This window comes from Microbacterium sp. AC132, assembly GCF_979258525.1.
The window spans coordinates 1646250-1671346 of sequence record NZ_OZ409862.1 but is presented as its reverse complement, the minus strand read 5'-3'; the positions used below and the strand labels follow the sequence as shown (position 1 = coordinate 1671346).

Below are 25097 nucleotides of genomic sequence, written 5' to 3'. Positions count from 1 at the left end.
TCACCGCGGCCGAGACGCCCCTGCTTCCTGAAGACGCCTTCAGGACGCTTCAGGGTGGCTTCAGCACTGCCGCGAGAGCATCGAGACATGAACGACAAGAACCCGACCCCCGACCAGACGCCCGAGAACCTCCCGACGAACGCGACTCCCCCGGCGCCGCCCGCACCCCCCGCGCCCACCGCGACGCCGTCCCACGATGGTGAGACCGTTCCCGTCGCGCCGCTCGCGGCTGAGAACGCCGCCCCGGCATCCGCGTCCGCAGCTCCCGCGAAGCGCGGTCGCAAGCGCGCTCTGCTGATCGGCGGCGGAGTCGCCGCTGCCCTGATCCTCGCCGGTGGAGGCGTGGCCGTCGGAGCAGCCATCGGGGACGACATCGGCGACGACGACGACCGCCCCTCGGTCTCGGACGGACCCCGCGACGACGACGGAGATCGCGGTGGACAGCCCGGCGATAACCGTGACGACAGCGACAGCGACGATCAGGGCGCACCGCAGGGCGGCGGCCCCGTGACCGGGATCGGCACGGACTCGGCCGACGAGCTCGTGGACATCGCGGATGCCGCCCGCGGAGCCGCCGAGGGCGACGTCACCTCGATCGACGCGAAGCGCGACGGCACCTGGGAGGTCCAGCTGACCGCCGCGAACGGCAGCGAGACCGAGGTGCGAGTGGATGCCGACCTCGCCGCCACCGTGATCTCGACCGAGCAGGAGGACGACGACACGGCTCCGACCCACACCCTCGACGAGGCCGCGATCCGTGCCCTCGTGGATGCCGCATTGGCCGAGGCCGACGGGATGATCACCGACCTCGACGCCGACAACGACGAGGTCAGCCCCTACGACGCGTCGGTGCTCACCAGCGACCGCCGCTCGATCGACATCGACTTCAGCGCCGACTACGCGGTCGTCGGCACCGACATCGACGACTGATCGCCCTCGTCGTTCTTCGAGCCGCCGGCCCTATGGGGTCGGCGGCTCGACGCGGTTTCAGCCAGACCTCCCGGCAGCGGAACCCGGCTCCCGCAGGCGATTCCCCCGCGTAGCGTCATGATCCGTCACTCGTCGGGTCTCTCTCAGTGAGTTCGGTCGCCATCGCGCGCCGACGATGCGGACACCGGGGGGATCCATGCCAGTCACGGCGCACACCTACTTCTACACACCCGCTCGAGCGGACTCCGTCGTGCAGGCACTGCAGCACCTCGTGACCGACCTGAAGCACGTCGAGCGGCGATACTTCGACAGCCGTTCGGTCGCGTTCAGCACCCGCGGGTCGCTGTTCGAGGCACCGGCCGACGTGACGATCGTGACGACTCCCCTGACGACCGGCGGATCGGATGTGAGGATCGCGCTGCAGACGACGACCCGGCGGACGGCGAGCCGCCGGTCGCTGACCACCAGGGCCGCCGACCGCCTCAGCGTGCGGATTCAGAAGGCGCTGGGCTGACCGCGAGCCAGACGTATCCGAAGGGTGGGATGCGAAGCCCCTCGTGACGCGTGCCGGTGAGCAGATCCGTGCCGCTCACCGACGGCAGATCGACCGTCGCGTCGCTGACGTTCACGACCGCCGCCACCTCATCCGGGGTGCCGGCCGCCCGACGGATCACGAGCACGCGGTCGTCGAGCGACTCGATGTGCTGCGACGCGAACGGAGAGAACGCGGCGATCTCGCGTCGTACCGCCAGCATCGCCCGCACGCCGTCGAGCATGCCCGCTCGACGGTCCGAGACCTGCAGCTCCTCGCGCAGACGGTCGGCGTCGAGCACCTCGCGGTTGATGCGACGGGCGATGTCGCTCTCCTGCACTCCCGCGTGGTCCTGCTCGGACCCGAAGAGCGAGTGATGGTAGATCGCGGGCACTCCGACCAGCGACAGCAGGATCGCGTGCGCCGCGAGGCCGCGGGTCACAGCCGATGCGTCGGGGTCGGGGTCCTGCGGATCGACGAGTGCCTCGAGGTAGTTCGTGTTCAGCTCGTAGACCCCCTCGCTCCCGTCGGGGCGACGTGCCATCGAGACCCGGCCACCGCGGGCCAGGGTGCGCTCCACGAGCAGGGCGCGATCGTCGTCGGTCAGCAGTCCTTCTGTGGGGCGCAGTCCGATGCCGTCGTGACTGGCCAGGAAGTTGAACCAGGTCGCGGTGTCGCTCACCGGTCCCACCCTGCTCGCCCAGGCGGCGAGCGCCGTCGCCCGTCCGGTCACGAACGCGTGCAGCACCAGAGGCGGCAGAGCGAACTGGTAGACCATGTTCGCCTCGTCACCACCGTCGCCGAAGTAGGTGATGTTGTCGGCGTGGGGGACGTTGGTCTCGGTGAGCAGCATCGTGCCCGGTGCGAGCTCGTCGACCAGTGCGCGCCAGATGCGGATGATCGCGTGAGTCTGCGGCAGGTGGATGCAGGTGGTGCCCGACTCCTTCCAGAGGTAGCCGATCGCGTCGAGGCGCACGGTCGTCGCCCCATGAGCGAGGTAGCCGAGCAGGATGTCGGTGAGGTCGAGCAGCACCGCGGGCGTGCTCGGGTCGACGTCGATCTGGTCGTCCCCGAAGGTCGTCCAGGCACGGGCCGTCGAGCCGTCGGGCCGCGTGTACTCGTGGACGAGCGGGGTGGTGCGCGGACGCACGACGTGCGAGACGTCGAAGTCGGGAGAGGGATCGAGGAAGTACCCGGCGAACCGCTCGTCCCGCTCGAGCCAGCGGCGGAACCAGTGCGACGAGCTCGAGATGTGGTTGGCGACGAAGTCGAGGGCGAGGGCGTACTCCTCACGCAGGTCGGCGACGTCATCCCACGTGCCCAGCGCCGGGTTCACCTCACGGTGATCCAGCACGCCGAAGCCGTCGTCCGAGGTCCAGGGGTAGATGGGCAGCAGGTGGACATCGCTGATGACGTCACCGATGTGCTCCCGCAGCACTCCCGCGAGGGTGTGCAGCGGCGCCTCACCGGCCCGCCGGAACGAGTCGCCGTAGGTGATCAGGTAGGCGGTGCTCTGATCCGGACGCGCCTTCGCGGCCGGCGACAGGCGGTCACGCCAGGTCTCAGCGAGCTCGAGCAGCGCCGCGAGCACCTCGGGCGCTGCATCCGGATAGAGCTGCGCGATCAGGGGGGCCAGGCGCTGCTCGAGCTGAATCTTGGTCTTCATGCCACCGACTCCTTCAGAAGCTCGCGGACGAGGTGCATGCCGCGTGCATCGAGACCGTCGATGCGATCGGAGAACCCTCGGATCCCGGGCGCCGCGAGAACCACCTCAGCCCACTCGTCTCGGAGGGCGAACTCCGGTCGCGCGACGAGGCAGTCGGGGTCGTTGACCCAGAACCGGCCGTGCTGCCACGACCTGGCCTCGAGCGACATCCGCCCGCGGAGTCCCTGCGAGCCGTCCTCGCCACCCTCGTGGAAGGTGTCTCCCGAGACCCGCATCGCGTCGACGAGTCCGACGCTCGGGAGGATCGGAGCACCGCACCCGAGCATGAAGGCGTCGTCGCCGAGCACCTCGCGGATGAGCTCGAGCCCTGAGCGGTAGGCCGAGATCGGCGTGGCGTCGGCATCCCACCGTGCCCCCGGGATCGCCCCGGAGTAGAGGAAGTCGAGCTTGACGTAGTCGATCCCGAGATCGCGGATGTCGCCGAACACGGTGGCCAGGTATTCGCGCACTCCCGGATGCGTCAGGTCGAGCCCACGGAGGTCGTCGCCCCAGTTGCGCCCCGCGTCGCCGACGAGCCACTCGGGGTGCTCCCGGGCGACGGTCGAGCCGGCGCCGACCGAGAAAGGCGCGGCCCAGATCCCCGCGCGGCGCCCGGTCTCGCGGATCGCATCGACCGCGGAGGCGAGTGACCCGAATCGGGGGTGCGGCGCGGTCCACTCGCCGGTGCCGAGGCTCCAGCCGTCATCGATCTGCACCACGTCGACGTCGAGCCCTCTATCGTCGATCGCCCGAAGGTTCTCGATCACGTCAGCAGCCCGCACGTCTTCGAAGTACTGGTACCAGGTGCACCACACGCGAGGTGACCGAGCGGCGGTCCGGGCACCGGCGGCTGCGCCGAAGCGGTCACCGAACGCGGCGAGCGCAGAGGGGCCCGTGTCGTCGCCACCGGCATCCGGAGTCCACGACGAGACGTCGGCGACATCGCCGATCGTGTCCACGATCACCCGGTCGCCGTGCCAGCGGGCGCGCAGTGTGGGCACCTCGCGGCGGGCGTCGAGCGTGCCGAAGACCCGAGCGGGAGCACCGTCGCCCGGATCGACGACGAGCAGCCCTTCGCCCTGAACCGCATCCGTCGCCACCTCGGTTCCCGGCCGGAAGCGCATGGCGTGCTGCCACGGCTCGGCCGGCCGGAGGATCGGGTCGCCCTGGCCGTGCCACGTGGTCGGGCTCCAGCTCTGCCAGCCCTCCGCGTACACCCGGGCGTCGGGCCCGACGGGGATCTCATCGAGGACGCTCACGCTTCTCCACTCCGCCCGGCGAGGGCTGTCGTCAGTTCGAGGTCGTGGGGGCGCACGGGTGCGCCGTCGAGTTCAGCGGATTCGACGGCGGCGAAGGTCGCGCGCACCGTGGCGAGGACGTGCTCGGCCGAGTTCTCGGGTTCGCGCTCCTCGTCGATCGCGCACTGCAGCTCGCCCATCGCGCCGGCGAATCCGTCGGTGAACCACTGGCCGTCGAGGTCGAACTCGGTGCTCTCTCCGTCGCGCTCGAGCACCAGCCGGTCGGAGCCGAGCAGGATGCTGCCGCGGAGGGTCCCTTCGGTCCCGTGGATCCAGAACGGGCACCCGCCAGCGTCTGTCCGCGCGTTGCCCACGATGCGGATCGATGCGCTCGCCCCCGTCGACGTCTGCATCCGCAGGTCTGCCCCCCACGGGTTCCGGGCGGCGGCGGGCTGGCCGGGAACGCGGTGGTCGCGGGCCGCGATCTCGACCACCCGGGATCCTTCGAGCCAGCAGCGGGTGATGTCGACCCAGTGCACGAGGTAGTCGTTCAGGAGCATGTGCGGCACGTCGTCGAACGGCGTGCCCACGAGTGGCGGCAGCGGCTTGTCGTGCAGATGCGTGACCCCCACCACTTCTCCGATCCGGGCGTCACGGATCAGCAGAGACGCGAGGCGCCAGGCCGGAGCCCACCGCGCATTCTGATTCACCGCCACGCGGATCCCCCGTTCACGCGCATCAGCGAGCACCTCGCGCAGACGCGGCAGATCAGCGGGGTCGCTGATGAGCGGCTTCTGGGCGAGGACGTGCTTGCCCGCTGCCACTGCTGCGGCGATCAGCTCGACGCGACCGGTCGGCCCGGTCGCCAGATCGACGATGTCGACACGGGGATCCGCGAGCAGCGCCTCGACGGAGTCGTGGACGGTCTCGATGCCGAAGTCCGCGGCGAGCGCTTCGGCGTCACCGCGAGTCCTCGACGTCACGGCCACGACCGGGAGGCCCCACGCGCCGTATGCCGGAAGGTGGGCGCTGCGAGCGATCGCCCCCGCGCCGACGATGCCGATCGCGCGACGCCGGTCCGGGACGAGCGGGCGATGGTCGGGGATGCCGCTCACCGGAGACGCTCGGGAGTGGCGTCGAAGCGGAGCACGGCCTGCATGATGTCGGGGTCGCCTGCGTCGAGCCTGTCGAAGACCGCGGCGACATCGGCCGCCGGCACGATGTCGGACACGAGCGCCCCGGCATCCACCGATCCGTCGAAGATGAGCGCCATGACGGTGCGCACGAGGCGAGCCTGGTCCCACCGGCCGCCGAGCGCGACAGGCACTCCGGAGATCTGGCTGGCGACGATCCGCACGCGGTTGTGGTGGAACTCCTCCCCCAGGCGCAGGTTGGCAGCTCCACCCTGATAGAAGCCGGAGGCGGCGACGAGCCCCTCGGGCCTCACCGCTCGGATCGCCTCGTGCAGGGCGCGATCCGTGCCGGACAGCTCGATCGCACTGTCGGCCCCGCCGCCCGTGATCTCGCGGATCGACTCTCCGGCGCCACCCTCTCGCAGCGCGTCGACCGTGTGGCGTGCGCCGAAGACCTCGGCCATCGCCAGCCGGGTCGCGAGGGTGTCGACCGCCGTGACCCGACCGCCGGCGAGGGTGGCGAGGCGAGTCGCGAGCAGGCCGATCACGCCCTGTCCGAACACCGCGACCCGCTCGCCGAGCCGCACGTCGGCGGCGAGCACGGCATTCAGAGCGATCGCTCCCACCCGCGCGAAAGTCCCCAGCAGGGGATCGGCGCCGTCGGGCACGAGCCGCCCCACGACCGCGGATGCCGGCACGACGGCGTCACTGCGGTGTCCCCAGATGCCGTGCACCACGTCTCCGACCCGCACTCCGCTCACGTCGTCCGCGACCTCGGTCACCTCGCCGACCTCGGAGTAGCCCCAGCCCGAGACCGGGTAGCCGAAGCTGGGCTCACCCGGCACGAAGAGCCGTCGGTCGGCGTCCCACGTGGAGGTGAGATACGGGTTGGTGCCGCGGTAGGCGGTGAGCTCGGTGCCGGCTGAGATGCCCGAGTACCAGGTGGAGATCCGCACGCTTCCGGATGTCAGCGGCTGCGGCGCGATCTCGACCAGCTCGACCTCTCGGACGGCGGAGAACTGCACGACGTGGGGCACGGGAGGCCTTCTTTCCAGCGGGGACTCAGCCCTTCTCCGCACCGGCGGTAAGGCCTCCGACGAGGAGCCGCTCGGAGGCGAAGAAGAGGATGATGATGGGCAGGGTCAGGATCACGGAACCGGCCATGAGGACCGTGGTGGGAACCTCGATGCTGCCGGAGAGCTGGGAGAGGCCCAGCGAGACGGTCCATGAATCGCGCTTCTCGACGAGGAACAGCAGAGCGAAGAGGAACTCGTTCCAGGCGATCATGAAGATGAACAGTCCGTTCGACACGATCGCGGGCATGGCGAGCGGGATGCTGACTCGGCGCATGATCTGGAACCGGGTGCACCCGTCGAGTGCCGCAGCCTCCTCGAGCGAGACCGGGATCGTGGCGAAGTAGTTGCGCAGCGTGTAGATCGACACCGCCGCGACCTGTGACACGTAGACGATGAGCAGTCCGACGAGCGAGCCGCGCAGCCCGATCTGCGTGAAGAACACGAACAGCGGCACCGCCAGCAGGATCGCCGGGAAGAAGTACACCGCGAGGAACAGGCCGGACACCTGACGGCGACCGAAGAAGGCCAGTCGGCTGACGGCATACGAACCGGGAATCGACACCAGGAGCGTGAGCACGACCGTCGCGAGAGCGACCAGCAGTGAGTTGCGCATGAAGACGATGAAGCCCTGCCCGCCGGCGTCCACGGGCGCCAGCACGTCGAGGTAGGTCGAGAAGTCGAGCTCCTCGATCGTGATCCACAGCGCGCCCGGATTCTGCAGCAGCGAGTCGAGCGAACGGAAGCTGAGCAGCACCATGTAGTAGAACGGCACGACGGCGGCGAGCACCAGCAGCACGATGACGATCGGGCGGAGGATGCGGAAGAGGGCGTTCTCGAAGCCGTCGCGGTCGAATCCGCGTCTGGCGGGCCGGGCCTCGGTGACGGCGTCGGTCGTCGCACTCATGCCTGCTCCTCCTGTCGGCCGAAGATCTTCAGATAGACGCCGACGAGCACGGCGAGAATGGCCGCGAGCACCAGCGCCTGAGCGGCGGCGGCGCCGATGTCACCGCGAGCGGTGAGCAGGTCGAACACCCGCACCGAGACGACCTCGGTGCCGGCTCCGCCACCCGTCAGCAGGTAGATGTCGTCGAAGTTGTTGAACGTCCAGATGAAGCGCAGCACGCAGAGCACCGCGATCGTCGGCAGCAGCTGCGGAAGAAGAATGTGCCGGAAGCGCTGCGTGGGGGTCGCGCCGTCGACCCTGGCCGCCTCGTCGAGCACGGCCGGGACCGCCTCGAGTCGGGCCGTGAGGAAGAGGAAGGCGAACGGGAAGGAACGCCAGGCTTCGAACAGGATGACGGTGATCAGCGCCATCGGCAGCTCGACCTCCCACCCGAAGATGCTCACGGGCAGGGCGCGGTCCGAGAGGAACGCGATCGGCTCCTCCCATCCGAGCACGGTGGTGCCGAACCAGTTCACGATGCCGAACTGCGGGTTGAGCATCGTCGACCACACGAACGTCGCGGCCACGACCGGGGCGACGTACGGCAGCAGCAGCGAGGCGCGCACGAGGCCACGCCCGCGGAACGGCTTGCGCAGGGCGAGGGCGGCGGCGAGGCCGATGCCGATCGCGAGCGCCGTGCCGCACACGGCGTAGACGATCGTGGTCCACAGCGCGCTGAAGAAGCCGGGCGACGTCAGCACGTCGATGAAGTTGTCGAGGGTGTAGTCGCCGATGATCCCGGTGCCGCGGATGTTGATCAGGCGGACGTCCTGGAACGCGAGGGAGATCGCCCAGATGATCGGCAGGACGACGGCGACCAGGATGATGATGAAAGTCGGCGAGATGAGCAGCAGCCCCGCCCGGTTCTCCTCCCGACTGTGCCTCGACCCGCGCCGCGGCTTCATCGCGCCGGTCGGTCTCGGCGGCGTGGTGCCGGGCTCGGGGCGCTGTGCCCCGAGCCCGGACCCCTCGACGACTCTGCTCACTTCAGCGACTCTGCGATCGAGCGCACGGTCTCGGCGGCGGTCGACGCGGCGTCAGCCGGGTCACCGCCCTGGGCGACATCGCTCACCGCCGTCGCGACCGGAAGCTCGCCCTGCAGCGCGCCGAGCAGCGAGCCCTGACCCTGGGTGATGCCCCAGCGGGCGAGATCCTCCGGCCCTGCGGCCACAGCATCGAGGACCTCGGGTGCGTAGAAGTCTGACAGAGGAGCCTTGGTGTCGACTCCGGCGGGCAGCGTCGCCCACATGTCGGAGAACATCGTCGGATCCTCGGGGGTGCCGGTGCGGACGGGAACCTTGCCCTCGGGCGCGATCGCGATCCAGGGCTCGTAGCCGTCGCTCATCATGTACTCGACGAACGACTGCGACGCGTCGGTGTTCGCTCCCTCGGTGATGGTCCACGAGGTGATCTCGCCGAACTGCGCCGCGGCGTCGGAGTCGGGTCCGGCGATCGACGTGACCACGCCGGTGTTCGCCGCGAGGAAGGCCGGGTCGGCGAGGCACTCGGGGCACGAGGGCTTCGCATCCTCGCGCAGGCCTGCCAGCTCGTCGAGAACGAAGCTCGACCAGATGAACATGGCCGCGTCGCCCGCGAAGTACGTGGCGCGGGTCGTGTCGACGTCCTGCGCACCCGGCACCGAGTAGTCGCCGGTCAGCTCGCCATAGAACTCGAACGCGCTGACACAGGCATCCGAGTCGAGCTCGACGTCACCGTCTTCGTTGACGAGCTCGCATCCGTTGCCGAGCGCGATCTGCTCGAAGGTCTGCTCGGTGAAGGCGTCGCCCGGGGCGGTGGCGCCGACGAAACCGGCGACCTCGGGCGAGTCGAGGGTCTTCGCGGCCTCGAGGATCGATTCGTACGAATCGGGGACGTCCAGGCCCGCGGCCTCGAAGAGGTCAGTGCGGTAGAAGAGCATCTGGGTCCACGACTCACTCGGGATCGCCAGGCTGGTGTCGCCGTCGGAGGTCAGGGCGAGCGCGTTCTCGGAGAACGTCGACGCGTCGAGCGCGTCGATCGTCGCCGCAACGGCATCCGTGTCGACGAACTCGTTGGCCGAGAGCGTGCGCACCTGAGGCAGCGAGATCCCGCCGATCACGTCGGGCAGGTCGCCGGCCGCGGCAGACGAGGTGATGAGCTGGGCGAACTGGTCTTCCGCGACCGAGACGACCTCGACCTCGATGCCGGTCTCGTCGGTGAACGCGTCGACGATCTCCTGTGTGGCGGCCACCCGATCGGGAAGGTCCTCCTGCAGCCAGAAGGTGATGCCGGCATCGCCGCCGTCGTCGTCGCCGGAGCTCGTGCATCCGGTGAGGGCGAGCGCCGTCACGCACACCGCGGCCATTGCTGCTGCTGTCGCACGGGTATTCACTATGCGCCTCCTTGCGCTGGAAATGCAGGACTGAGCCGTCGGGTCGACTCCCATTAAGACTAGAAGCTAGACATAAGTCGCCTAGCTGTCAAGCATTAAGCTGATCTCGTCGTCAGGAGGTTCGATGTCCGGTCCCGGGGAAGTCCTCGATCTCATCAGAGAGCGCCGCGCCTTCACGCGCGGCGATGTGCTCGACGTCACCGGGATGTCGCGGATGACCGTCGCCACGCGCATCGACGCGCTTCTCGAGGCGGGACTCATCATCGAGTCGGGAACCGAGAAGGTCACCTCAGGTCGACCGTCACGGCGCCTCGAGTTCAACACCGCTCACGCGCACGTCATCGCCGCCAACGTCGACACCACGCACACCACCGTCGCCCTGACCGATCTCGCCGGACGCGTGACCGCCGAGGAGCGCATCGAGGTCGCCGTCGCCGACGGACCCGACGCGACCCTCAACGCGATCGCCGAGCACGCCGAGCGTCTGCTGTCGCAGGCCGGCATCCGCCGCGAGGATGTGGCTGCGATCGCGCTCAGCATCCCCGGTCCTGTCGACCCCGACACCGAGCGCCCCTCGCAGCCGCCGATCATGCCCGGCTGGGACGCCTACCCGATCCCCGATCACCTGCACGACGCCCTCGGCGTCCCCGTGCTGGTCTCGAACGACGCCGACGCCGCCGCACTGGGTGAGCAGCGCGCAGCGCATCCCGATTCACGCTCCCTGTGCTTCATCAAGGTCTCGTCGGGCATCGGCACCGGCATCGTGCTGGGTGGCCGGGCATACCGCGGCACCGACGGAGGGGCGGGTGACATCGGCCATGTGAAGATCGCCGGGCACGACGACCTGCTGTGCCAGTGCGGAGCGCACGGATGTCTGGCGGCCGCGGCATCAGGCCGAGCAGTGGCCAGGGCGCTCACCCAGCTCGGTAAGCGCGCCTCGTCAGCCTCGGATGTCGGCACCTACCTCGCTGACGGCGACCCCGATGCCGCGCGACTCACTCAAGAGGCGGGTCGGGTGATCGGCGAGGTCGTCGCGACGGTCGTCTCGCTCCTCAACCCCTCGGAGGTGGTGCTCGGCGGGATGCTGGCATCGCCGCCGCTGCTGGCCGGAGTCCGCGAGACCCTCTATCCCCGATCCCTGCCCCGCGCGACCCGGCACCTGAGTATCAGCCAGTCGACACTGGGCGAGAAGGCGACAGCCGTGGGGCTCGCGGCGATGGTGGTGGAGCGCGAGTACTCGGCATCCGCGGTGAACGCGGCGCTCGCTCGCAGCTGAGCACCGCCGGATACCATCGGAGTCATGACGAATTCCGGTCCGATCGACGATGTCTCCATCGGCGGCGAGATGATCCGCCTCGGCCAGTTCCTGAAGTACTCGGGACTGCTCGACTCGGGTGGTGACGCCAAGGAGGTCGTGATCGACGGATTCGTGAAGGTCAACGGCGAGGTCGATCGACGGCGCGGACGCCAGCTGCATGACGGCGACCTGGTCACCTTCGAGGGCCGCACCGTTCGCGTGCGCCCCTGATCACGCGGGCCGCTTCCGGTCACTCCCGCGTCGTGTAGCGGAGGAACATCACGCCGCTGTCGAAGCGCCGATCCTCGGCGAGCTCCAGGTCGACGTGCACCCCGTCGGGGAAGAACGGCTTGCCACCACCGACGATCGCCGGTCCGATGAAGAGACCGAACTCGTCGACCAGTCCCGCGCGGATCGCCTCGGCGGCGAGAGTGGGGCCGTCGACGGAGAAGTCGCTGTCGGACTCAGCCTTCCACCGCGCGATCACCTCCGGATCGAACGTGCGCTCGAGCCGGGTGCGCTCGCTCGACACCTCGGCGAGGGTCTTCGAGAAGACGACCTTCTGCGCGGCCTGCCACACCCGCGCGTAGTCGATGCCGACCTGCGGCTGATCGGGTTCGAGATGAGCGGTCTCCCAATAGACCATGGTCTCGTACATGCGCCGCCCGTAGAGGTAGGTGCCGACGTCTGCGAACTGCTTGTTGATGAAGTCGTGTAGGTCGTCGTCGAGCGCCCAGTCGAACCCGCCGTCCGGCCCGCTGACGTATCCGTCGAGCGACGTGATCATGGAGTAGATGAGTCGGGCCATGCGGCGAGGCTACTCCCGGCGTCCGCACGGGTCGACCCCTTCTCGGCGGCCTCTCTAGCGACCCTCGGCGTGAGACGCAAGGTGCTGGCCGACATTCCGACGTCGGCGCACGCTGGAGCCATACCCCCAGACCAGCGACCGAGAGGAACCCCCATGTCTCGCGACCAGTACACCTTCACCAACCCGGCCGAGCTCTACTCCGACATCGAACCCGAGAAGCAGCACATGCCGGAGCCCGGCCTCGATGCCGACCTCGGTCCGAAGGCCGACCTCGGTGAGGAGAGCTACCGCGGCACCGGCCGACTGACCGGACGCAAGGCGCTCATCACCGGCGGCGACTCCGGCATCGGCGCGGCGACTGCGATCGCCTTCGCGCGCGAGGGCGCGGACGTCGCGCTCTCGTACCTGCCCGAAGAGGAAGAGGATGCGGCGCGCATCGCCGGCATCCTCCGCGACGCCGGCGCGACCGTGGCGCAGATCCCCGGTGACCTCCGTGACCCCGAGTACTGCCGCACGCTCGTCTCGGAGGCGGTCGGTGCGCTCGGCGGCCTCGACATCCTCGTCAACAACGGCGGCAAGCAGATCTACAAGGAGTCGCTGACCGACATCACCGACGAGCAGTTCGACGACACCTTCAAGACCAACGTCTACGCGATGTTCTGGATCACGAAGGCCGCGCTGCCGCACCTCCCGGCAGGCTCGACCATCATCAACACCACGTCGATCCAGGCCTACTCGCCGTCGGGGATCCTCGTCGACTATGCGTCGACCAAGGCCACGATCAACGCGTTCACGAAGGGCCTCGCCGAGCAGCTCGCACCGAAGGGCATCCGTGTGAACGCCGTGGCACCGGGACCGATCTGGACGCCGCTGCAGCCGAGCGACGGGCAGCCGCAGGAGAAGCTGCCGGAGTTCGGAGAGGACACCCCGCTCGGCCGCATGGGCCAGCCCGCAGAACTCGCCCCCGCCTACGTCTTCCTCGCCTCCGCGGAGTCGAGCTACGTCGCCGGCGAGACGCTCAACGTCAACGGCGGCATGCCCACGCCGTGAGTCGCTGACCGCGGACGCCCCCTCCCGAGCTCGCTTCGGAGGGGGCGTTCGCGTGTGCGGCGGGGCCGGGGCGATGTCGGTGGAACCAGGCAGTATGTCGGTATGGCAGACGGATACGACCTCGACTTCCTTCCGACGCGAGTGCCCCTGCCCGGGCCGGCCCGCGATGCGACGGAGCTGACCTACCCCCACTTCAGCGTGCTGCTCGACCGCGAGCGCCGCCTGGCTGCCGTGACGGGCGTGAACATCGACGGGGCGCTGCTGCGCGAGCTGCCCCGCACCGGGGACTGGCAGCTCGACCCCCGAGTCGATGCAGCACTGCAGACCGGCCCCGAGGTGTATGCGCGCAACGACCTCGATCGCGGCCACCTCGTGCGCCGACGCGACCCCGGCTGGGGTGATGTCGACGACGCTCGGGCGGCGACCGAGGCGACGTTCTTCTATCCGAACGCCGCCCCGCAGGCCGCCGGTTTCAATCAGTCCGCAGAGCTCTGGCTCGGTCTGGAAGACCACGTGCTCGAGTATGCCGAGACGACGGATCAGCGGATCTCGGTGTTCACGGCCCCTGTGCTGGGAGACGACGATCCGCCGTACCGCGGCATCCGCATCCCTCTTCTGTTCTGGAAGATCGCGGCGTGGCAGGGCCCCGACGGTCTGTCAGCGGCCGGGTTCGTGCTCGATCAGTCAGAGCTCGTCGAGTCACCGGACGGTCTCTTCGCGGTTCCGCCGCTCGGCGCATTCCGCACCTTCCAGGTTCCGATCACCGAGATCATACGGGTGACGGGGCTGGATGTCGGCCCGCTGCTCGATGCCGATGTGCTCGACCGGCGCAGCGCCCGATCGACCGAGTGGCGGGCGCTCGCCTCGGCATCCGACATCACGCTCTAGCCGTCGCGGCGTCGGTTCCAGTGAGTGAGCTTGTCGGGGTTGCAGACGACCCAGATGCGCGAGAGCAGCCCTGATCTGCTCTCGACCGACACCGCCGCGACGACTGCGCCGTCTCGTTCCAGCACGAGTCCAGCGGAGCCGTTGATCGACGCGATCGAGACCGTGGGGCCGGTCGCCACCAGTGCCGCCAGCTCCGCGGATGCCGTGTGGGTCCCGTCGACGGCGGTCGACGACTGCGGCATGCGACCTCCGCTGTCGATGATCATCACCACGTCAGGGTGCAGCATCGAGCGGATGCCGGCGCGGTCGCCCGCGGCGAGCGCCAGCCGGAGTTCTTCCACAGCGATCGGTTCGGAGGCATCCCGAGGTCGCCGGCCCAGACGAGCCGGATGCCGCCCGCGAGTCATGTCGCGACCGCGGTGATGTGTCCGAGCTTCTGGGGACTCATCACCCAGAGCAACTGCTCGATCCCTTCGTCGGAGGCCGTGACGGTGACCATCGTGGTGACTTCACCGTTCTCGACGAGCGTCGCGGCGGGCTGACCGTTGACCTCCACCCACCCGATCGACTTGCCCGTCCAGAAGTGGTGCGCGAAGGCAGCCACGAACTGCGCCACGCGGCCACGACCGATCACCGGGATCCGCGCCGCCAGCTTCACCCCGTTGCCGTCGGTGTAGCTGACCACGTCGGCGGCGAAGAGCTTCTCGAGCTCCCGGGCATCGCCCTTCCGCGCGGCGGCGAGGAAGGCCTCGAGCAGGTGACGTTGATGCGAGGGCTCGACGGTGATCTGCTTCGCCGAGGCCAGGTGCGCGCGAGCCCTGCTCACCAGCTGTCGAGCGCTCACCGCACTCGACGAGATGATCTCGGCGATGCGGGGATACGGATAGTCGAACGCCTCGCGGAGGATGTACGCCGCACGCTCGGTCGGGGTGAGCTTCTCGAGCGTCAGCAGGATCGCGAACTGCAGCGCCTCGGCGCGCTCGGCGCCGAGCGAGGGATCGTCGTCGGTGTTGACCGGTTCAGGCAGCCACGGCCCGATGTAGGTCTCCCGCTTCACGCGAGCCGACTGGAGAACGTTGATCGACAGACGCGTCGTGATGGTCGTGAGGAAAGCGGCGGGTTCCTGCACCTGGGTCCGGTCGGTGTTCTGCCAGCGGATCCAGGTCTCCTGCACGATGTCCTCGGCGTCGGCCACGGTGCCCAGCATCCGGTAGGCGATGCCGAACAGTCGGCGACGCTGGGCGGCGAACACCGAGACCGCGGTGCCGAGGTCTCGGATCGACCCGCTGTGCTCGTCACGTGTCGCGGCCACGTCTTCACTCTGCACCAGAGGTCGCCGCATGCGCACTCCCCTTTCCGCGCCGTCGGCGCTCCCACTCACAGCTCTGACCGGAGGGCGACGCGATCTGTGACGAATCCTGGCGATTCCGTCACAGCCGGGTCCGCCGGCCGGTCAACCAGGTACATGCGGGCTCGTCCGCATCACTCGATCGGAGGAGCGGCATGAGGATCACAGTCATCGGCGGCACGGGGTTGATCGGCACCCGCGTCACGCGCATCCTGAAGGGCGCGGGACACGACGTCGTCGTCGCGTCCCGCGCCACGGGGGTGAACTCATTCACCGGCGAGGGGCTCGACGACGCTCTCGCCGGCGCATCCGCGGTGGTCGATGTGTCGAACTCGTCGTACACCGACGAGGCCGGTGCGCAGGAGTTCTTCTCCACCTCGACGATGAACCTGCTCGCCTACGGCGAAGCCGCGGGCGTCTCCCATCACGTCGCCCTGTCGGTCGTGGGCACCGACCGCCTCGCACGCGCGCAGGGCGGATACTTCATCGCCAAGCATCAGCAGGAACGCCTCATCGCGGCATCCGGTCGCCCGTACACCCTCGTGCATGCGACGCAGTTCTTCGAGTTCATCCGCAGCATCACCGACCACGCCCTGCGCGAGGGAGCCGCGCACATCGCCGATGTGCTCGTGCAGCCGATGGCGGCCGACGACGTCGCGAACGCGGTCGCAACGGCAGCGCTCGGAGAACCCCGTGTCGGGATGATCGAGTTCGGCGGCCCCGAGGTGTTCAGCCTGACGGAACTCGCGGCATTCGACCTGCGGGCGAGACAGGACGATCGGGAGGTCGTCCCGGATCCGCTCGGAACGTACTTCGGCGCGCATCTCGCCGCCCGCGACCTGCTGCCGGAGATGACCGCGACGATCGCTCCGACGAGGTATCACGACTGGAGGGTGAAGACGCCCGCCAGCATCTGAGAACCCGAGGCGTCACATCTTCGGGCACTCAGCGGTCATACCTGGCAGACGCCACCCGGGCGTCGTCACCGAAGAAAGGTTTGGACATGGCAGAGATCGTCGTCATCGGAGGCACCGGCCTCATCGGCTCGAAGGTCGTCGCGAAGCTGACGGAGCACGGCCACGACGCCGTCGCCGCATCGCCGAACACCGGCGTGAACTCGCTCACCGGCGAGGGCCTTGCGGAGGTTCTCGTCGGAGCCCACACCGTGGTCGACGTGTCGAACTCCCCCTCGTTCGCCCCCGACGATGTGCTGGAGTTCTTCACCACGTCGACTCGCAACCTGCTCGCCGCTGAGGCCGCGGCCGGTGTCACCCACCACGTCGCTCTCACGATCGTCGGCACGAACCGCCCGCAGAACATCCCCTACTTCGCGGCGAAGGTCGCCCAGGAGACGCTGATCCGTGACTCCGGGATCCGATACTCCCTCGTGCACGCCACGCAGTTCTTCGAGTTCGTGGGAAGCATCGCCGACATCTCGACCGACGGCAACACAGTGACGCTGCCCGGGGCGCTGATCCAGCCGATCGCCGCCGAGGATGTCGCCACGGCAGTGGCCCGTGCTGCGGCCGGTGAGCCGACCGGCGACATCGAGATCGCAGGCCCGGAGGCCTTCGGCATGGACGAGTTCGCGCGCCGCGCCCTGGCCTTCCGTGGCGATCCTCGCACGGTCGTGCGTGATGACGCTGCGCCGTACTACGGTGCGCAGATCGAGGAGCGCACCCTCATCCCGGTCGACGGGGCGCACATCTTCGAGACGACTCTCGAAGAGTGGCTGCCGCTGAACCCGCCTCGCGAGTAGCGGCGGCATACCGGTCGACAATAGGTCTTGCGCGGCGCGTCGGCCGGTGTCACGCTTGCGTCACAGCTCTGTCGCGCTGTAACGCGACAGCTGGGGTGCCGCTCATCGGCGGCATCGGATGGGGCGCCCTTTCTGCTACCTCCCCCGTGGTGGGGGCGTCCCGTCCTCCCCCGACCTGGCGAGCGAGCGCGACTCAGTTGAAGTCGCCGCCCGGTGCCATGTCGTGGAAGCGCGAGTAGTGGCCCTGGAAGGCCACGGTGATCGTCGCGGTCGGGCCGTTACGGTGCTTGGCGACGATCAGGTCGGCCTCGCCCGGACGCACGTCCTTGTCGTAGACCGAGTCGCGATGCAGCAGGATCACCATGTCGGCGTCCTGCTCGATCGAGCCGGACTCACGCAGGTCGCTGATCGCGGGCTTCTTGTCGGTGCGCTGCTCGGGACCACGGTTCAGTTGCGACAGAGCGATGACCGGAACCTGCAGCTCCTTGGCGATGAGCTTGAGGCTTCGCGAGAACTCCGAGACCTCCTGCTGACGCGACTCGACGCGCTTGCCTGACGTCATCAGCTGCAGGTAGTCGATGATGACCATCCGCAGACCCTCACGCTGCTTGAGTCGACGGCACTTCGCCCGGATCTCGACCAGCGTCATGTTCGGGCTGTCGTCGATGTAGAGCGGAGCGTCGTTGATACGTCCGCGGGTCGCGGCGACCGTGGTCCAGTCCCGCGGGTCGAGGTTTCCCTTTCGCATGTTCTGCAGAGGGATCTGCCCCTCGGCACTGAGCAGACGCATCGCGATCTCGCTCTTGCCCATCTCGAGCGAGAAGAAGACCGAGGGGAGGTTGTGGCCGATGGAGGCAGCGCGGGCGAAGTCGAGCGCGAGCGTCGACTTACCCATGGCGGGACGAGCGGCGACGACGATCATCTGCCCGCCGTGCAGGCCGTTGGTGAGCTCGTCGAGCTCCTTGAAGCCGGTCGGGACACCCGTCATCGACCCGTCGCGTCCGCTGGCGGCCTCGATCTCCTCGAGCGCGGCGTCGACCGCGATCTGCAGCGGCACGTAGTCCTCTGCTGTCTCGGAGCCGGTGATCGAGTAGATCTCAGCCTGGGCGTTGTTGACGAGGTCGGTCGCGTCGCCCTGTCCGTCGTAGCCGAGCTGCACGATACGCGTTCCCGCATCGACCAGACGACGCAGGATCGCCCGCTCCGACACGATGCCCGCGTAGTAGCCGGCGTTGGCGGCGGTGGGGACGATCGAGGTGAGCGTGTGCAGATAGTCGGCACCGCCGGCCCGGCTCAGCTCTCCCGTCTTGATGAGCTCGTCCGTGACGGCGACGACGTCGGTCGGCTCGCCGTGCGAGTAGAGCGACAGGATCGCCTCGAAAATCAGCTCGTGCTTGGGGATGTAGAAGTCGGCACCCTTGAGCGTCTCGATGACGTCGGCGACAGCATCCTTCGAGAGGAGCATTCCACCCAGGGCGCTCTGTTCGGCGAGAGTGTCGTGGGGAGGCGTTCGCTCCTGTGGACGCTTGCCTCCGAGGCGCTCCTCTGAGATGTCGGCGATCGACACGCTGCTCCCTTCGATGCGACGGTTCTTCCGGTGTGCTCGGTGCCGACTGCGTCGGTCACGCGATGCGAATCAGCTCGAGAAGGGCCGTCCGCACAGCAAACCAGGCACTTCCGACATCGGGTCGCTGGACCACGCTACGAGCGGGGGTTTTCGGTCGCAACACGGCCTGTGGATAACTATGTGGAAAGCGTGCGAACAAGTCCGGAGAGTCTGTGCAGAACGCATGTGGATAAGTCGGTGGAGTACCTCGAAACACAAGTTTCTTTTTGCACCTGATCTGGTATTTAGAGTTTCCCCACCCTGTGGATGAGATCGTGGTTCAACCGGGCATTGAAGGTTCATCGAATCCGGGATGGGATGTGTAGAACCTGGGGAAAGTCAAGCCGAGATTCCACCGGGCGCGTCACAGTGCGCAACCCTCCGAAATGTGCGCGATATGTCATCGTTTCCGAGCGGAACCCTCTAGACACGGCGATATACCGGGAGTATCGTCTCCCGCTATCGACGTACTGTGCGTCGAGGACGAACGATCGCTCTCGGGGGAGGGAAGTCGACGTGAACGCTCAGGCAACCCGCCGCGGCCTACCTGCCGTCGCTCTCTGGGGTGGCGTGGGCGCGATCGCGTGGGCCGCTCTCACGATCCTCACGGGCGGTTCGTCCGCGAGCGCGGATGACGGATCGAACGACTCGCTGCTCGACGGCGTCTCCTCGATCGTGAGCGAGACCGTCTCATCGGTCGAAGACACCGTGACGTCGGTGACCTCGCCGATCGTCGCGCCGGTCGAGCCCGTCGTGACCGAGGTCGTCCAGCCTGTGGTCACCCAGGTCGTCCAGCCGGTCGTGACCGAGGTGGTCGAGCCCGTCGTCACTCACGTCGTCGAGCCCGTGCAGCAGGTGGCACCTCCGGTCGTCGAACACGTCGCCGAGACGATCGCTCAGGTGCCCGTCGTGGGCCCTGCGGCGTCGCCGATCGTCGACGCCGCCACCGACACCGCCGGGGCCGTCATCACTCCCGTGACCGATCTGCTCGACGGTTCCCCGGTCGCCGAGATCGTGGCCCCTGTACAGGATCTGATCACCGAGCTGCCGATCGTCGGAGAACTGGTCGACGATCTCGGAGTGCCGCCGGTGATCGACGATGTCGTCGGCGTCATCGACGCGACCACCCCGACTGTCGGCACGGTGGTCGAGAACACTCTCCCGCCGGTGCTCGAGGCCATCACCCCCGCACGCCCCGGATCCTCCGGATCGGACCCCGACCCCGGTCCGATCGGAACAGCGCCGCTCGGAACGGTTTCCCCCCTGGCCGATGAGCCGACACGCGGTCACTTCTCCACGTCCGCGGTGCGCCAGCCGGTGATTCCGTCGGCCGGGTCCGACCTCCCGCCTACGGTGTCCGTCGCGGCATCCGAGGTGAACGAGCCGGCAGCCGACGTCGAGGAGTCCCCCTCTGCACCGCCCGCCGGAGCCCCCTCCGCGCCTACTTCCTCCGCCGGTTCGAGCGGAGCATCCTCATTCACCCCCGCGCGCCTCAGCGATGCGGGAGTTTCTGCGTTCCGCACTGTGGAGCGCACTTCCGGTGCATCCGACGACGTCCTTCCGACGTCTCTGGTCGCCGACACCGACGTCTCTCCTGACTGACGGGTTGTCCGGTCGTTCCTCGTGAACGACAGATGCCGTGCTGCGCGCGCACATGCTCTTCGCGTGCACCCATCCAGACCACCCACTTCCAGTCAGGAGAAGGTCATCATGCGTACATACATCAAGCGGGCCCTGTGGGGCACGCTTCTCGCCGGCGGGATCACCCTGCTCGGCGCAACAGCCGCCAACGCGGCAGACACCTCAGGAGAAGACGGGCTGCTCTCGGGCACCCAAGCGGATGCGCCGATCTCGGTGCCCGTGACGGTCGTCGGCAACGCGGTCTCACTGCTCGGAGACACCTCCGCCCAGCAGACCTCGGCGCCCGCTTCGTCTCCCGCTCCCGCTCCCGCTCCCGCACCGGCCGCCACCACGAGTGGAGATTCCGGCACCGCATCGGGCACTCAGGCCGTCGTGGACGTCGTCGTGCCTGTCACGGTGACCGACAACGCGATCACCGTGCTCGGAGACTCGTCGAGCGACACGGCGGCTGCTCCGGCTGAGGCTCCCCAGGCCCCAGCTCCGGCTCCCGCTCCCGCTCCCGCTCCCGCGATCACGACGAACGGCGCCGACGGCGTCCTCTCGGGTACCCAGGCCCTGCTGGACGTCGACGTTCCGGTCACCGTCTCAGGCAACGCGATCACCGTGCTCGGCGACAGCGAGGCAACGGGCCAGGATGCTGCAGCACCGGCATCCTCGGACGGCGGCGGCGCGGGATCGACTGAGCCGACCACTTCGGGCGACGACGGGGTCGCAAGCGGCACCCAGGTCGTCGCGCCCGTCACCGCACCGATCGACGTCACCGGCAACGCCATCTCCATCCTCGGAGACAGCGGATCCACCGGCGGTACCAGCACCGGCACCGCAGGAACCCCGACCACCGGCAGCACCACCACCGGAGACGACGGAATCCTCAGCGGAACGCAGGTCACCGCACCCATCACCGCACCGATCACGATCGGCGGCAACGCCATCTCCGTCCTCGGAGACAGCGAATCCACCGGCGGCACCAGCACCACCGGCACCCCGTCCGGAGGCAGCAGCACCGGAGCGGAGACGTCCGGAGACGACGGAATCGCGAGCGGCAGCCAGGTCGTCGCACCCATCACCGCACCGATCGACGTCACCGGCAACGCCATCTCCGTCCTCGGAGACAGCGAATCCACCGGCGACACCAGCACCGGCACCGGCACCGCAGGAACCCCGACCACCGGCAGCACCACCACCGGAGACGACGGAATCCTCGGGGGAACCCAGGTCACCGCACCCGTCACCGCCCCGATCGACGTCACCGGCAACGCCATCTCCATCCTCGGAGACAGCGAATCCACCGGCGGCACCAGCACCGGCACCGCAGGAAGCCCAACCACCGGCAGCACCACCACCGGAGACGACGGAATCCTCGGCGGCACGCAGGTCACCGCACCCATCACCGCACCGATCACGATCGGCGGCAACGCCATCTCCGTGGTCGGCGAGAGCACGGTGACGCCGCCGACGACGGACCCGGGCACTGATCCCGGAACGGACCCGGGCACCGACCCCGGCACGGACCCGGGCACCGACCCCGGCACCGACCCGGGAACCGACCCCGGAACGAACCCCGGCACCGACCCCGGAACGAACCCCGGCACGAACCCCGGCACCGACCCCGGAACGAACCCCGGAGTCGACCCCGGAACCACCCCCGGAATCGGCATGAATCCTGGAACGGTGACCGCCGTCGGCACGGGCGCCACCGCAGCCGCTGCCGCGAGCGGCACAGCTGCGATGGCATCCGAGCCCATCGAGGGACTGGCCGCCACAGGTGGTTCGTCCTCGATCGGCTTCGTGTCGCTCGCCGCTCTCCTGCTCCTCCTCGGAGCGGGGATGCTGCGCCGCCGCCGTGTGACGGCGTAGCCGCAGGCCCCGGCGGTGTCGACGTCCTCGGGGGAGGAGATGCGACACCGTCGGTGTGCGGGTCCCGCGACGCCCCGCGCAGGTTCCCCAGACCTGCCTGCGTCGGCGATGCCGCACAGTTCACGGATGCCCCGCGTCCCCAGCGCGGGGCATCCGTCGTGCCCCGCCACTCCCCCGAGCGAGTGCGCCCCGACAACCCCGCACACGCAGAACGCCCCCTGTCCCGAAGGACAGGGGGCGTTCGAGAGCGTCGCGCCTTACTTGGCGGCGACGACCTGCAGCGTGATGACTGCGGTCACGTCGTCGTGCAGACGAACCGTGGCCTCGTGCTCACCGGTCGTCTTGATCGCCGACGGGATGTGCACCTTGCGCTTGTCGATCGAGCCGAGACCCGCGGCTGCGACAGCATCCGCGATGTGATCGGTCTTGACCGAACCGAAGAGACGACCCTCGTTGCCGGCCTTGACGGCCAGGCGCACCTTGGTGTTCTCGAGGGAGTTCTTCAGTGCCACGGCCTCGTCGCGGTCGTGGATCGCCCGAGCCTGACGAGCAGCCTGGATCGAAGCGACCTGCTTTTCGCCACCGCGGGTCCACGCCGTAGCGAAGCCCTGGGGGATGAGGTAGTTGCGGGCGAACCCGTTCTTGACCTCGACCACGTCACCGGCGCTACCAAGCCCGGCGACCTCGTTCGTGAGAATCAGCTTTGCCATCTCGTTACCCCTTACCGGCCGGCGCCAGCGTAGGGCAGGAGTGCCATTTCGCGCGCGTTCTTGATCGCGGTGGCGATCAGACGCTGCTCCTGCACCGAAACACCGGTGATACGACGGGCACGGATCTTGCCGCGCTCCGAGACGAACTTACGGAGGGTGGAGACATCCTTGTAATCGATGACTCCGACCCGGATCGACTTCGCGGGAGCGGTGGGCTTGCCACCCTTCCGCGGCTTGCGGCGGTCGCCGCTCGACTTTCCAGCCATTGTTTTTCCTTAATTATGAGTCGGATGCCGAAGCATCCGGAGATCCTGTTTCAGAAGGGGGTGTCGTCACCGAAGCTGCCCGGAGTGCTCCAGGCATCTGCGCTGGTCGACGAGCCGGGCGTTGACCACGGCTCTTCCGACACCTGCTGCTGCTGTGCGGGACGGGACTGTCCGCCACCGCCGCCGCCACCGGTCGACGCCGCACGGGTGACCTGCGCGGTCGCGTACCGAAGCGAGGGGCCGATCTCGTCGACCTCCAGCTCGATCGCGGTGCGCTGGTTGCCCTCGCGGTCCTGGTAGGAGCGCTGACGCAGACGGCCCTGCGCCATGACGCGCATGCCCTTGGTCAGCGAACCCGCCACGTGCTCGGCGAACTCGCGCCAGACCGACGCGCGGAGGAACAGCGCTTCGCCGTCCTTCCACTCGTTGGCGGCGCGGTCGAAGTTCCGAGGCGTCGAAGCGATGGTGAAGTTCGCCACCGGCAGTCCGTTCTGCGTGTAGCGCAGCTCGGGGTCGGCCGTGAGGTTGCCCACCACGGTGATGACTGTTTCGCCGGCCATCGGACTCAGGCCTTCGCAGCCTTGGCGGCCTTGCGGGCAGCCTTCTCTTCAGAGCGCTTGGCCTCCGAAGCGACCATCGCCTGAGCTTCCTCAGAGCGAAGGACCTTCGTGCGCATGATCTGCTCGTTCAGCTTCAGCTGACGGTCGAGCTCCTGCGTGGCCTCGCTGGTGGCGGTGAAGTTGACGACGGCGTAGATGCCCTCGTTCTTCTTCTGGATCTCGTAAGCCAGACGGCGCTTGCCCCAGATGTCGACCTTGTCAATCGAGCCACCATCGTTGGTGATGACCTTCAGGAACTTGTCGAGCGTAGGGGCGACCTGGCGCTCGTCGATCTCGGGGGTCAGAATGACCATGAGTTCGTACTGGTGCGTCACTTACCCACCTCCTTCGGACTAGAACGGCTTCCGGGACTTTCCCGGAAGCAGGAGGGTGTGTGCACGTCATCCGCCGAGCCACCCGAGTGGGTGCCTGATGGCAGACAACCTTGACAGTGTAGCGGAGAAACCTTCGGAGTGCCCCCACGCGCATCACCTCGCACTTGGCATGCTGGAATGCGTGCGTGCTGACTCTCGGTGCGCACACGACCGAAGGGGGAACGCCATGCGCGTCAACAAGTGGGGGGTCGGCATCGTCCTGGCCGCCACCGTACTGCTCACCGGGTGCACCGCGGGTGCCGAAGAGACCGCCGATTCGGAGCCGACGTCGGCCGCCGAGGAGACGCCTGCGACCGACGGTGCCGCATCCGATTCCGACTGCCCCGAGCTGTCGGAGGGTGCGACGGTCGACGGCGCCGAGCTCGGCGCCTGCATCACCGAGGCGATGACCGACACCGCCGGCTATGCCGCCAAGACGTCGATCCTGGGCATGGACACCACCGCCCGGTTCAACCCCGAGACGGATGCCGTCGAGACGATCACGCCCATGGGCTCGCTCATCCTGATCGGCGACGACGCATGGGTGAAGACGCCGACGACCGAGTGGCAGGTCGCCGACCCGAACTCGAGCGACCCGATCGTCGCCGCTCTCAGCAGCGGTGCCGCCACGGCCGCGGGCACCGACCCGGCCACCGCCGCCGGCGCCCTCACCGGCGAGTTCACCGTCACCGGGACCGGCACGCGCCTGGGTCAGGACGTGTATCTCGTGAGCGGCACGTCCGAGGCGCAGGGCGTCGCCGTCGACGTCGTCTTCGAGGTCACCGAGGACTACGTCGTGCTGGCCACGAGCGGCAGCACCGAGGCCGCGGGCCAGATGATCGAGACCTCTCTCGAGATCACCGAGTGGGACGTCGAGCAGGACATCGTCGCCCCGCTCTGAACCACGAGCGGATGCTGCGGGCCGGGGCTGACGCCTCGGCCCGCAGTGCGTTCCGGGTCGACTCC

General features: G+C 68.5%; 26 protein-coding genes. 11 read left to right on the top strand and 15 right to left on the bottom strand.

Annotation, left to right across the window (positions count from 1 at the left end; translation table 11 throughout):
- Positions 1 to 87 precede the first annotated feature (87 nt).
- Both ACZZZQ_RS07865 and ACZZZQ_RS07860 read left to right on the top strand, forming a co-directional pair.
- Positions 88 to 930, top strand: a complete 843-nt coding sequence (locus tag ACZZZQ_RS07865) for a PepSY domain-containing protein (protein WP_233277262.1) — start codon at positions 88 to 90, stop codon at positions 928 to 930.
- 196 nt (positions 931 to 1126) lie between these two features.
- Entirely contained in the window at positions 1127 to 1444 is a 318-nt protein-coding gene (locus tag ACZZZQ_RS07860) for a hypothetical protein (protein WP_053098188.1), read from the top strand.
- Here ACZZZQ_RS07860 and ACZZZQ_RS07855 read toward each other — a convergent pair.
- Genes ACZZZQ_RS07855 through ACZZZQ_RS07825 form a run of 7 tightly spaced genes read right to left on the bottom strand, consistent with a single transcriptional unit; the run spans position 1413 to position 9928 of the window.
- The gene (locus tag ACZZZQ_RS07855; RefSeq protein ID WP_463507287.1) at positions 1413 to 3128 is read right to left on the bottom strand and encodes a sugar phosphorylase; all 1716 of its coding nucleotides are present in this window, start codon (positions 3126 to 3128) and stop codon (positions 1413 to 1415) included. The two genes, ACZZZQ_RS07860 and ACZZZQ_RS07855, sit on opposite strands and share 32 nt — an antisense overlap.
- Positions 3125 to 4426 carry a glycoside hydrolase family 36 protein gene (locus ACZZZQ_RS07850; RefSeq protein ID WP_295104608.1) on the bottom strand — a complete coding sequence of 434 codons (1302 nt, stop codon included), beginning with the start codon at positions 4424 to 4426 and terminating at the stop codon, positions 3125 to 3127. Before ACZZZQ_RS07850 ends, ACZZZQ_RS07855 begins: the two co-directional genes overlap by 4 nt.
- Positions 4423 to 5520: a Gfo/Idh/MocA family protein gene (locus ACZZZQ_RS07845; RefSeq protein WP_463507286.1), complete on the bottom strand. Its 1098-nt coding sequence runs from the start codon at positions 5518 to 5520 to the stop codon at positions 4423 to 4425. Before ACZZZQ_RS07845 ends, ACZZZQ_RS07850 begins: the two co-directional genes overlap by 4 nt.
- Positions 5517 to 6575: a zinc-dependent alcohol dehydrogenase gene (locus tag ACZZZQ_RS07840; RefSeq protein WP_463507285.1), complete on the bottom strand. Its 1059-nt coding sequence runs from the start codon at positions 6573 to 6575 to the stop codon at positions 5517 to 5519. The genes ACZZZQ_RS07845 and ACZZZQ_RS07840 overlap by 4 nt, the downstream gene beginning before the upstream one ends.
- A 25-nt stretch (positions 6576 to 6600) precedes the next feature.
- Positions 6601 to 7518: a carbohydrate ABC transporter permease gene (locus ACZZZQ_RS07835; RefSeq protein WP_082297926.1), complete on the bottom strand. Its 918-nt coding sequence runs from the start codon at positions 7516 to 7518 to the stop codon at positions 6601 to 6603.
- Positions 7515 to 8543 carry a carbohydrate ABC transporter permease gene (locus ACZZZQ_RS07830; RefSeq protein WP_295105778.1) on the bottom strand — a complete coding sequence of 343 codons (1029 nt, stop codon included), beginning with the start codon at positions 8541 to 8543 and terminating at the stop codon, positions 7515 to 7517. Before ACZZZQ_RS07830 ends, ACZZZQ_RS07835 begins: the two co-directional genes overlap by 4 nt.
- Positions 8540 to 9928 (bottom strand): ABC transporter substrate-binding protein, encoded by a 1389-nt coding sequence (locus ACZZZQ_RS07825; protein ID WP_285363531.1) that lies wholly within the window; start codon positions 9926 to 9928, stop codon positions 8540 to 8542. The genes ACZZZQ_RS07830 and ACZZZQ_RS07825 overlap by 4 nt, the downstream gene beginning before the upstream one ends.
- A gap of 124 nt (positions 9929 to 10052) precedes the next feature.
- On the opposite strand from ACZZZQ_RS07825, the gene ACZZZQ_RS07820 reads away from it, so the two are divergent.
- Together ACZZZQ_RS07820 and ACZZZQ_RS07815 are read left to right on the top strand one after the other, a co-directional pair.
- Positions 10053 to 11204 (top strand): ROK family protein, encoded by a 1152-nt coding sequence (locus tag ACZZZQ_RS07820; protein WP_463507284.1) that lies wholly within the window; start codon positions 10053 to 10055, stop codon positions 11202 to 11204.
- Between the two features lie 24 nt (positions 11205 to 11228).
- Complete coding sequence (locus ACZZZQ_RS07815; protein WP_053098195.1) at positions 11229 to 11456, top strand: RNA-binding S4 domain-containing protein; 228 nt, start codon at positions 11229 to 11231, stop codon at positions 11454 to 11456.
- A 19-nt stretch (positions 11457 to 11475) separates the two neighbouring features.
- On the opposite strand, the gene ACZZZQ_RS07810 is transcribed toward ACZZZQ_RS07815, so the two are convergent.
- Entirely contained in the window at positions 11476 to 12033 is a 558-nt protein-coding gene (locus tag ACZZZQ_RS07810; RefSeq protein ID WP_400339296.1) for a dihydrofolate reductase family protein, read from the bottom strand.
- Positions 12034 to 12186: 153 nt separating this feature from the next.
- On the opposite strand from ACZZZQ_RS07810, the gene ACZZZQ_RS07805 reads away from it, so the two are divergent.
- A complete protein-coding gene (locus tag ACZZZQ_RS07805) occupies positions 12187 to 13083 on the top strand; it encodes an SDR family oxidoreductase (RefSeq protein ID WP_053098197.1) in 897 nt (298 codons plus the stop codon).
- Positions 13084 to 13185: 102 nt separating this feature from the next.
- On the top strand, positions 13186 to 13971 hold the full coding sequence (locus ACZZZQ_RS07800) for a DNA/RNA non-specific endonuclease (RefSeq protein ID WP_056275536.1): 786 nt from the start codon (positions 13186 to 13188) through the stop codon (positions 13969 to 13971).
- Here the strand turns inward: ACZZZQ_RS07800 and ACZZZQ_RS07795 are convergent.
- Entirely contained in the window at positions 13968 to 14312 is a 345-nt protein-coding gene (locus ACZZZQ_RS07795; protein ID WP_056275539.1) for a sigma-70 family RNA polymerase sigma factor family protein, read from the bottom strand. The two genes, ACZZZQ_RS07800 and ACZZZQ_RS07795, sit on opposite strands and share 4 nt — an antisense overlap.
- A 62-nt stretch (positions 14313 to 14374) precedes the next feature.
- Entirely contained in the window at positions 14375 to 15283 is a 909-nt protein-coding gene (locus tag ACZZZQ_RS07790) for an RNA polymerase sigma-70 factor (RefSeq protein WP_463507283.1), read from the bottom strand.
- A gap of 191 nt (positions 15284 to 15474) precedes the next feature.
- On the opposite strand from ACZZZQ_RS07790, the gene ACZZZQ_RS07785 reads away from it, so the two are divergent.
- Entirely contained in the window at positions 15475 to 16236 is a 762-nt protein-coding gene (locus ACZZZQ_RS07785; RefSeq protein WP_463507282.1) for an SDR family oxidoreductase, read from the top strand.
- Between the two features lie 86 nt (positions 16237 to 16322).
- Positions 16323 to 17078, top strand: a complete 756-nt coding sequence (locus ACZZZQ_RS07780) for an SDR family oxidoreductase (RefSeq protein ID WP_463507281.1) — start codon at positions 16323 to 16325, stop codon at positions 17076 to 17078.
- A 193-nt stretch (positions 17079 to 17271) separates the two neighbouring features.
- On the opposite strand, the gene dnaB is transcribed toward ACZZZQ_RS07780, so the two are convergent.
- A complete protein-coding gene (dnaB, locus tag ACZZZQ_RS07775; RefSeq protein ID WP_053098201.1) occupies positions 17272 to 18645 on the bottom strand; it encodes a replicative DNA helicase in 1374 nt (457 codons plus the stop codon).
- Between the two features lie 555 nt (positions 18646 to 19200).
- On the opposite strand from dnaB, the gene ACZZZQ_RS07770 reads away from it, so the two are divergent.
- Both ACZZZQ_RS07770 and ACZZZQ_RS07765 read left to right on the top strand, forming a co-directional pair.
- Complete coding sequence (locus ACZZZQ_RS07770) at positions 19201 to 20286, top strand: hypothetical protein (RefSeq protein WP_463507280.1); 1086 nt, start codon at positions 19201 to 19203, stop codon at positions 20284 to 20286.
- 108 nt (positions 20287 to 20394) lie between these two features.
- Positions 20395 to 22182 (top strand): chaplin family protein, encoded by a 1788-nt coding sequence (locus ACZZZQ_RS07765; RefSeq protein ID WP_463507279.1) that lies wholly within the window; start codon positions 20395 to 20397, stop codon positions 22180 to 22182.
- Positions 22183 to 22439: 257 nt separating this feature from the next.
- Here the strand turns inward: ACZZZQ_RS07765 and rplI are convergent, their stop codons facing one another.
- Genes rplI through rpsF form a run of 4 tightly spaced genes read right to left on the bottom strand, consistent with a single transcriptional unit; the run spans position 22440 to position 24092 of the window.
- Positions 22440 to 22892 (bottom strand): 50S ribosomal protein L9, encoded by a 453-nt coding sequence (gene rplI / locus ACZZZQ_RS07760; protein ID WP_053098203.1) that lies wholly within the window; start codon positions 22890 to 22892, stop codon positions 22440 to 22442.
- A gap of 11 nt (positions 22893 to 22903) precedes the next feature.
- Positions 22904 to 23158, bottom strand: coding sequence for a 30S ribosomal protein S18 (gene rpsR, locus ACZZZQ_RS07755; RefSeq protein WP_042541518.1), 255 nt, complete (start codon positions 23156 to 23158; stop codon positions 22904 to 22906).
- Between the two features lie 50 nt (positions 23159 to 23208).
- Entirely contained in the window at positions 23209 to 23718 is a 510-nt protein-coding gene (locus ACZZZQ_RS07750) for a single-stranded DNA-binding protein (RefSeq protein ID WP_053098204.1), read from the bottom strand.
- Between the two features lie 5 nt (positions 23719 to 23723).
- Complete coding sequence (gene rpsF / locus ACZZZQ_RS07745; protein ID WP_029264265.1) at positions 23724 to 24092, bottom strand: 30S ribosomal protein S6; 369 nt, start codon at positions 24090 to 24092, stop codon at positions 23724 to 23726.
- Between the two features lie 226 nt (positions 24093 to 24318).
- Here rpsF and ACZZZQ_RS07740 point away from each other — a divergent pair, with 226 nt between their 5' ends.
- Positions 24319 to 25032: a hypothetical protein gene (locus tag ACZZZQ_RS07740; protein ID WP_463507278.1), complete on the top strand. Its 714-nt coding sequence runs from the start codon at positions 24319 to 24321 to the stop codon at positions 25030 to 25032.
- The last annotated feature ends 65 nt before the right edge of the window (positions 25033 to 25097 follow it).

Coding starts and splice junctions, on each gene's coding strand:
- ACZZZQ_RS07865 (WP_233277262.1), top strand. CDS start 88: ATGAACGACAAGAACCCGACCCCCGACCAGACGCCCGAGAACCTCCCG.
- ACZZZQ_RS07860 (WP_053098188.1), top strand. CDS start 1,127: ATGCCAGTCACGGCGCACACCTACTTCTACACACCCGCTCGAGCGGAC.
- ACZZZQ_RS07855 (WP_463507287.1), bottom strand. CDS start 3,128: ATGAAGACCAAGATTCAGCTCGAGCAGCGCCTGGCCCCCCTGATCGCG.
- ACZZZQ_RS07835 (WP_082297926.1), bottom strand. CDS start 7,518: ATGAGTGCGACGACCGACGCCGTCACCGAGGCCCGGCCCGCCAGACGC.
- ACZZZQ_RS07820 (WP_463507284.1), top strand. CDS start 10,053: ATGTCCGGTCCCGGGGAAGTCCTCGATCTCATCAGAGAGCGCCGCGCC.
- ACZZZQ_RS07815 (WP_053098195.1), top strand. CDS start 11,229: ATGACGAATTCCGGTCCGATCGACGATGTCTCCATCGGCGGCGAGATG.
- ACZZZQ_RS07810 (WP_400339296.1), bottom strand. CDS start 12,033: ATGGCCCGACTCATCTACTCCATGATCACGTCGCTCGACGGATACGTC.
- ACZZZQ_RS07805 (WP_053098197.1), top strand. CDS start 12,187: ATGTCTCGCGACCAGTACACCTTCACCAACCCGGCCGAGCTCTACTCC.
- ACZZZQ_RS07800 (WP_056275536.1), top strand. CDS start 13,186: ATGGCAGACGGATACGACCTCGACTTCCTTCCGACGCGAGTGCCCCTG.
- ACZZZQ_RS07785 (WP_463507282.1), top strand. CDS start 15,475: ATGAGGATCACAGTCATCGGCGGCACGGGGTTGATCGGCACCCGCGTC.
- ACZZZQ_RS07780 (WP_463507281.1), top strand. CDS start 16,323: ATGGCAGAGATCGTCGTCATCGGAGGCACCGGCCTCATCGGCTCGAAG.
- ACZZZQ_RS07765 (WP_463507279.1), top strand. CDS start 20,395: ATGCGTACATACATCAAGCGGGCCCTGTGGGGCACGCTTCTCGCCGGC.
- rplI (WP_053098203.1), bottom strand. CDS start 22,892: ATGGCAAAGCTGATTCTCACGAACGAGGTCGCCGGGCTTGGTAGCGCC.
- rpsR (WP_042541518.1), bottom strand. CDS start 23,158: ATGGCTGGAAAGTCGAGCGGCGACCGCCGCAAGCCGCGGAAGGGTGGC.
- ACZZZQ_RS07750 (WP_053098204.1), bottom strand. CDS start 23,718: ATGGCCGGCGAAACAGTCATCACCGTGGTGGGCAACCTCACGGCCGAC.
- ACZZZQ_RS07740 (WP_463507278.1), top strand. CDS start 24,319: ATGCGCGTCAACAAGTGGGGGGTCGGCATCGTCCTGGCCGCCACCGTA.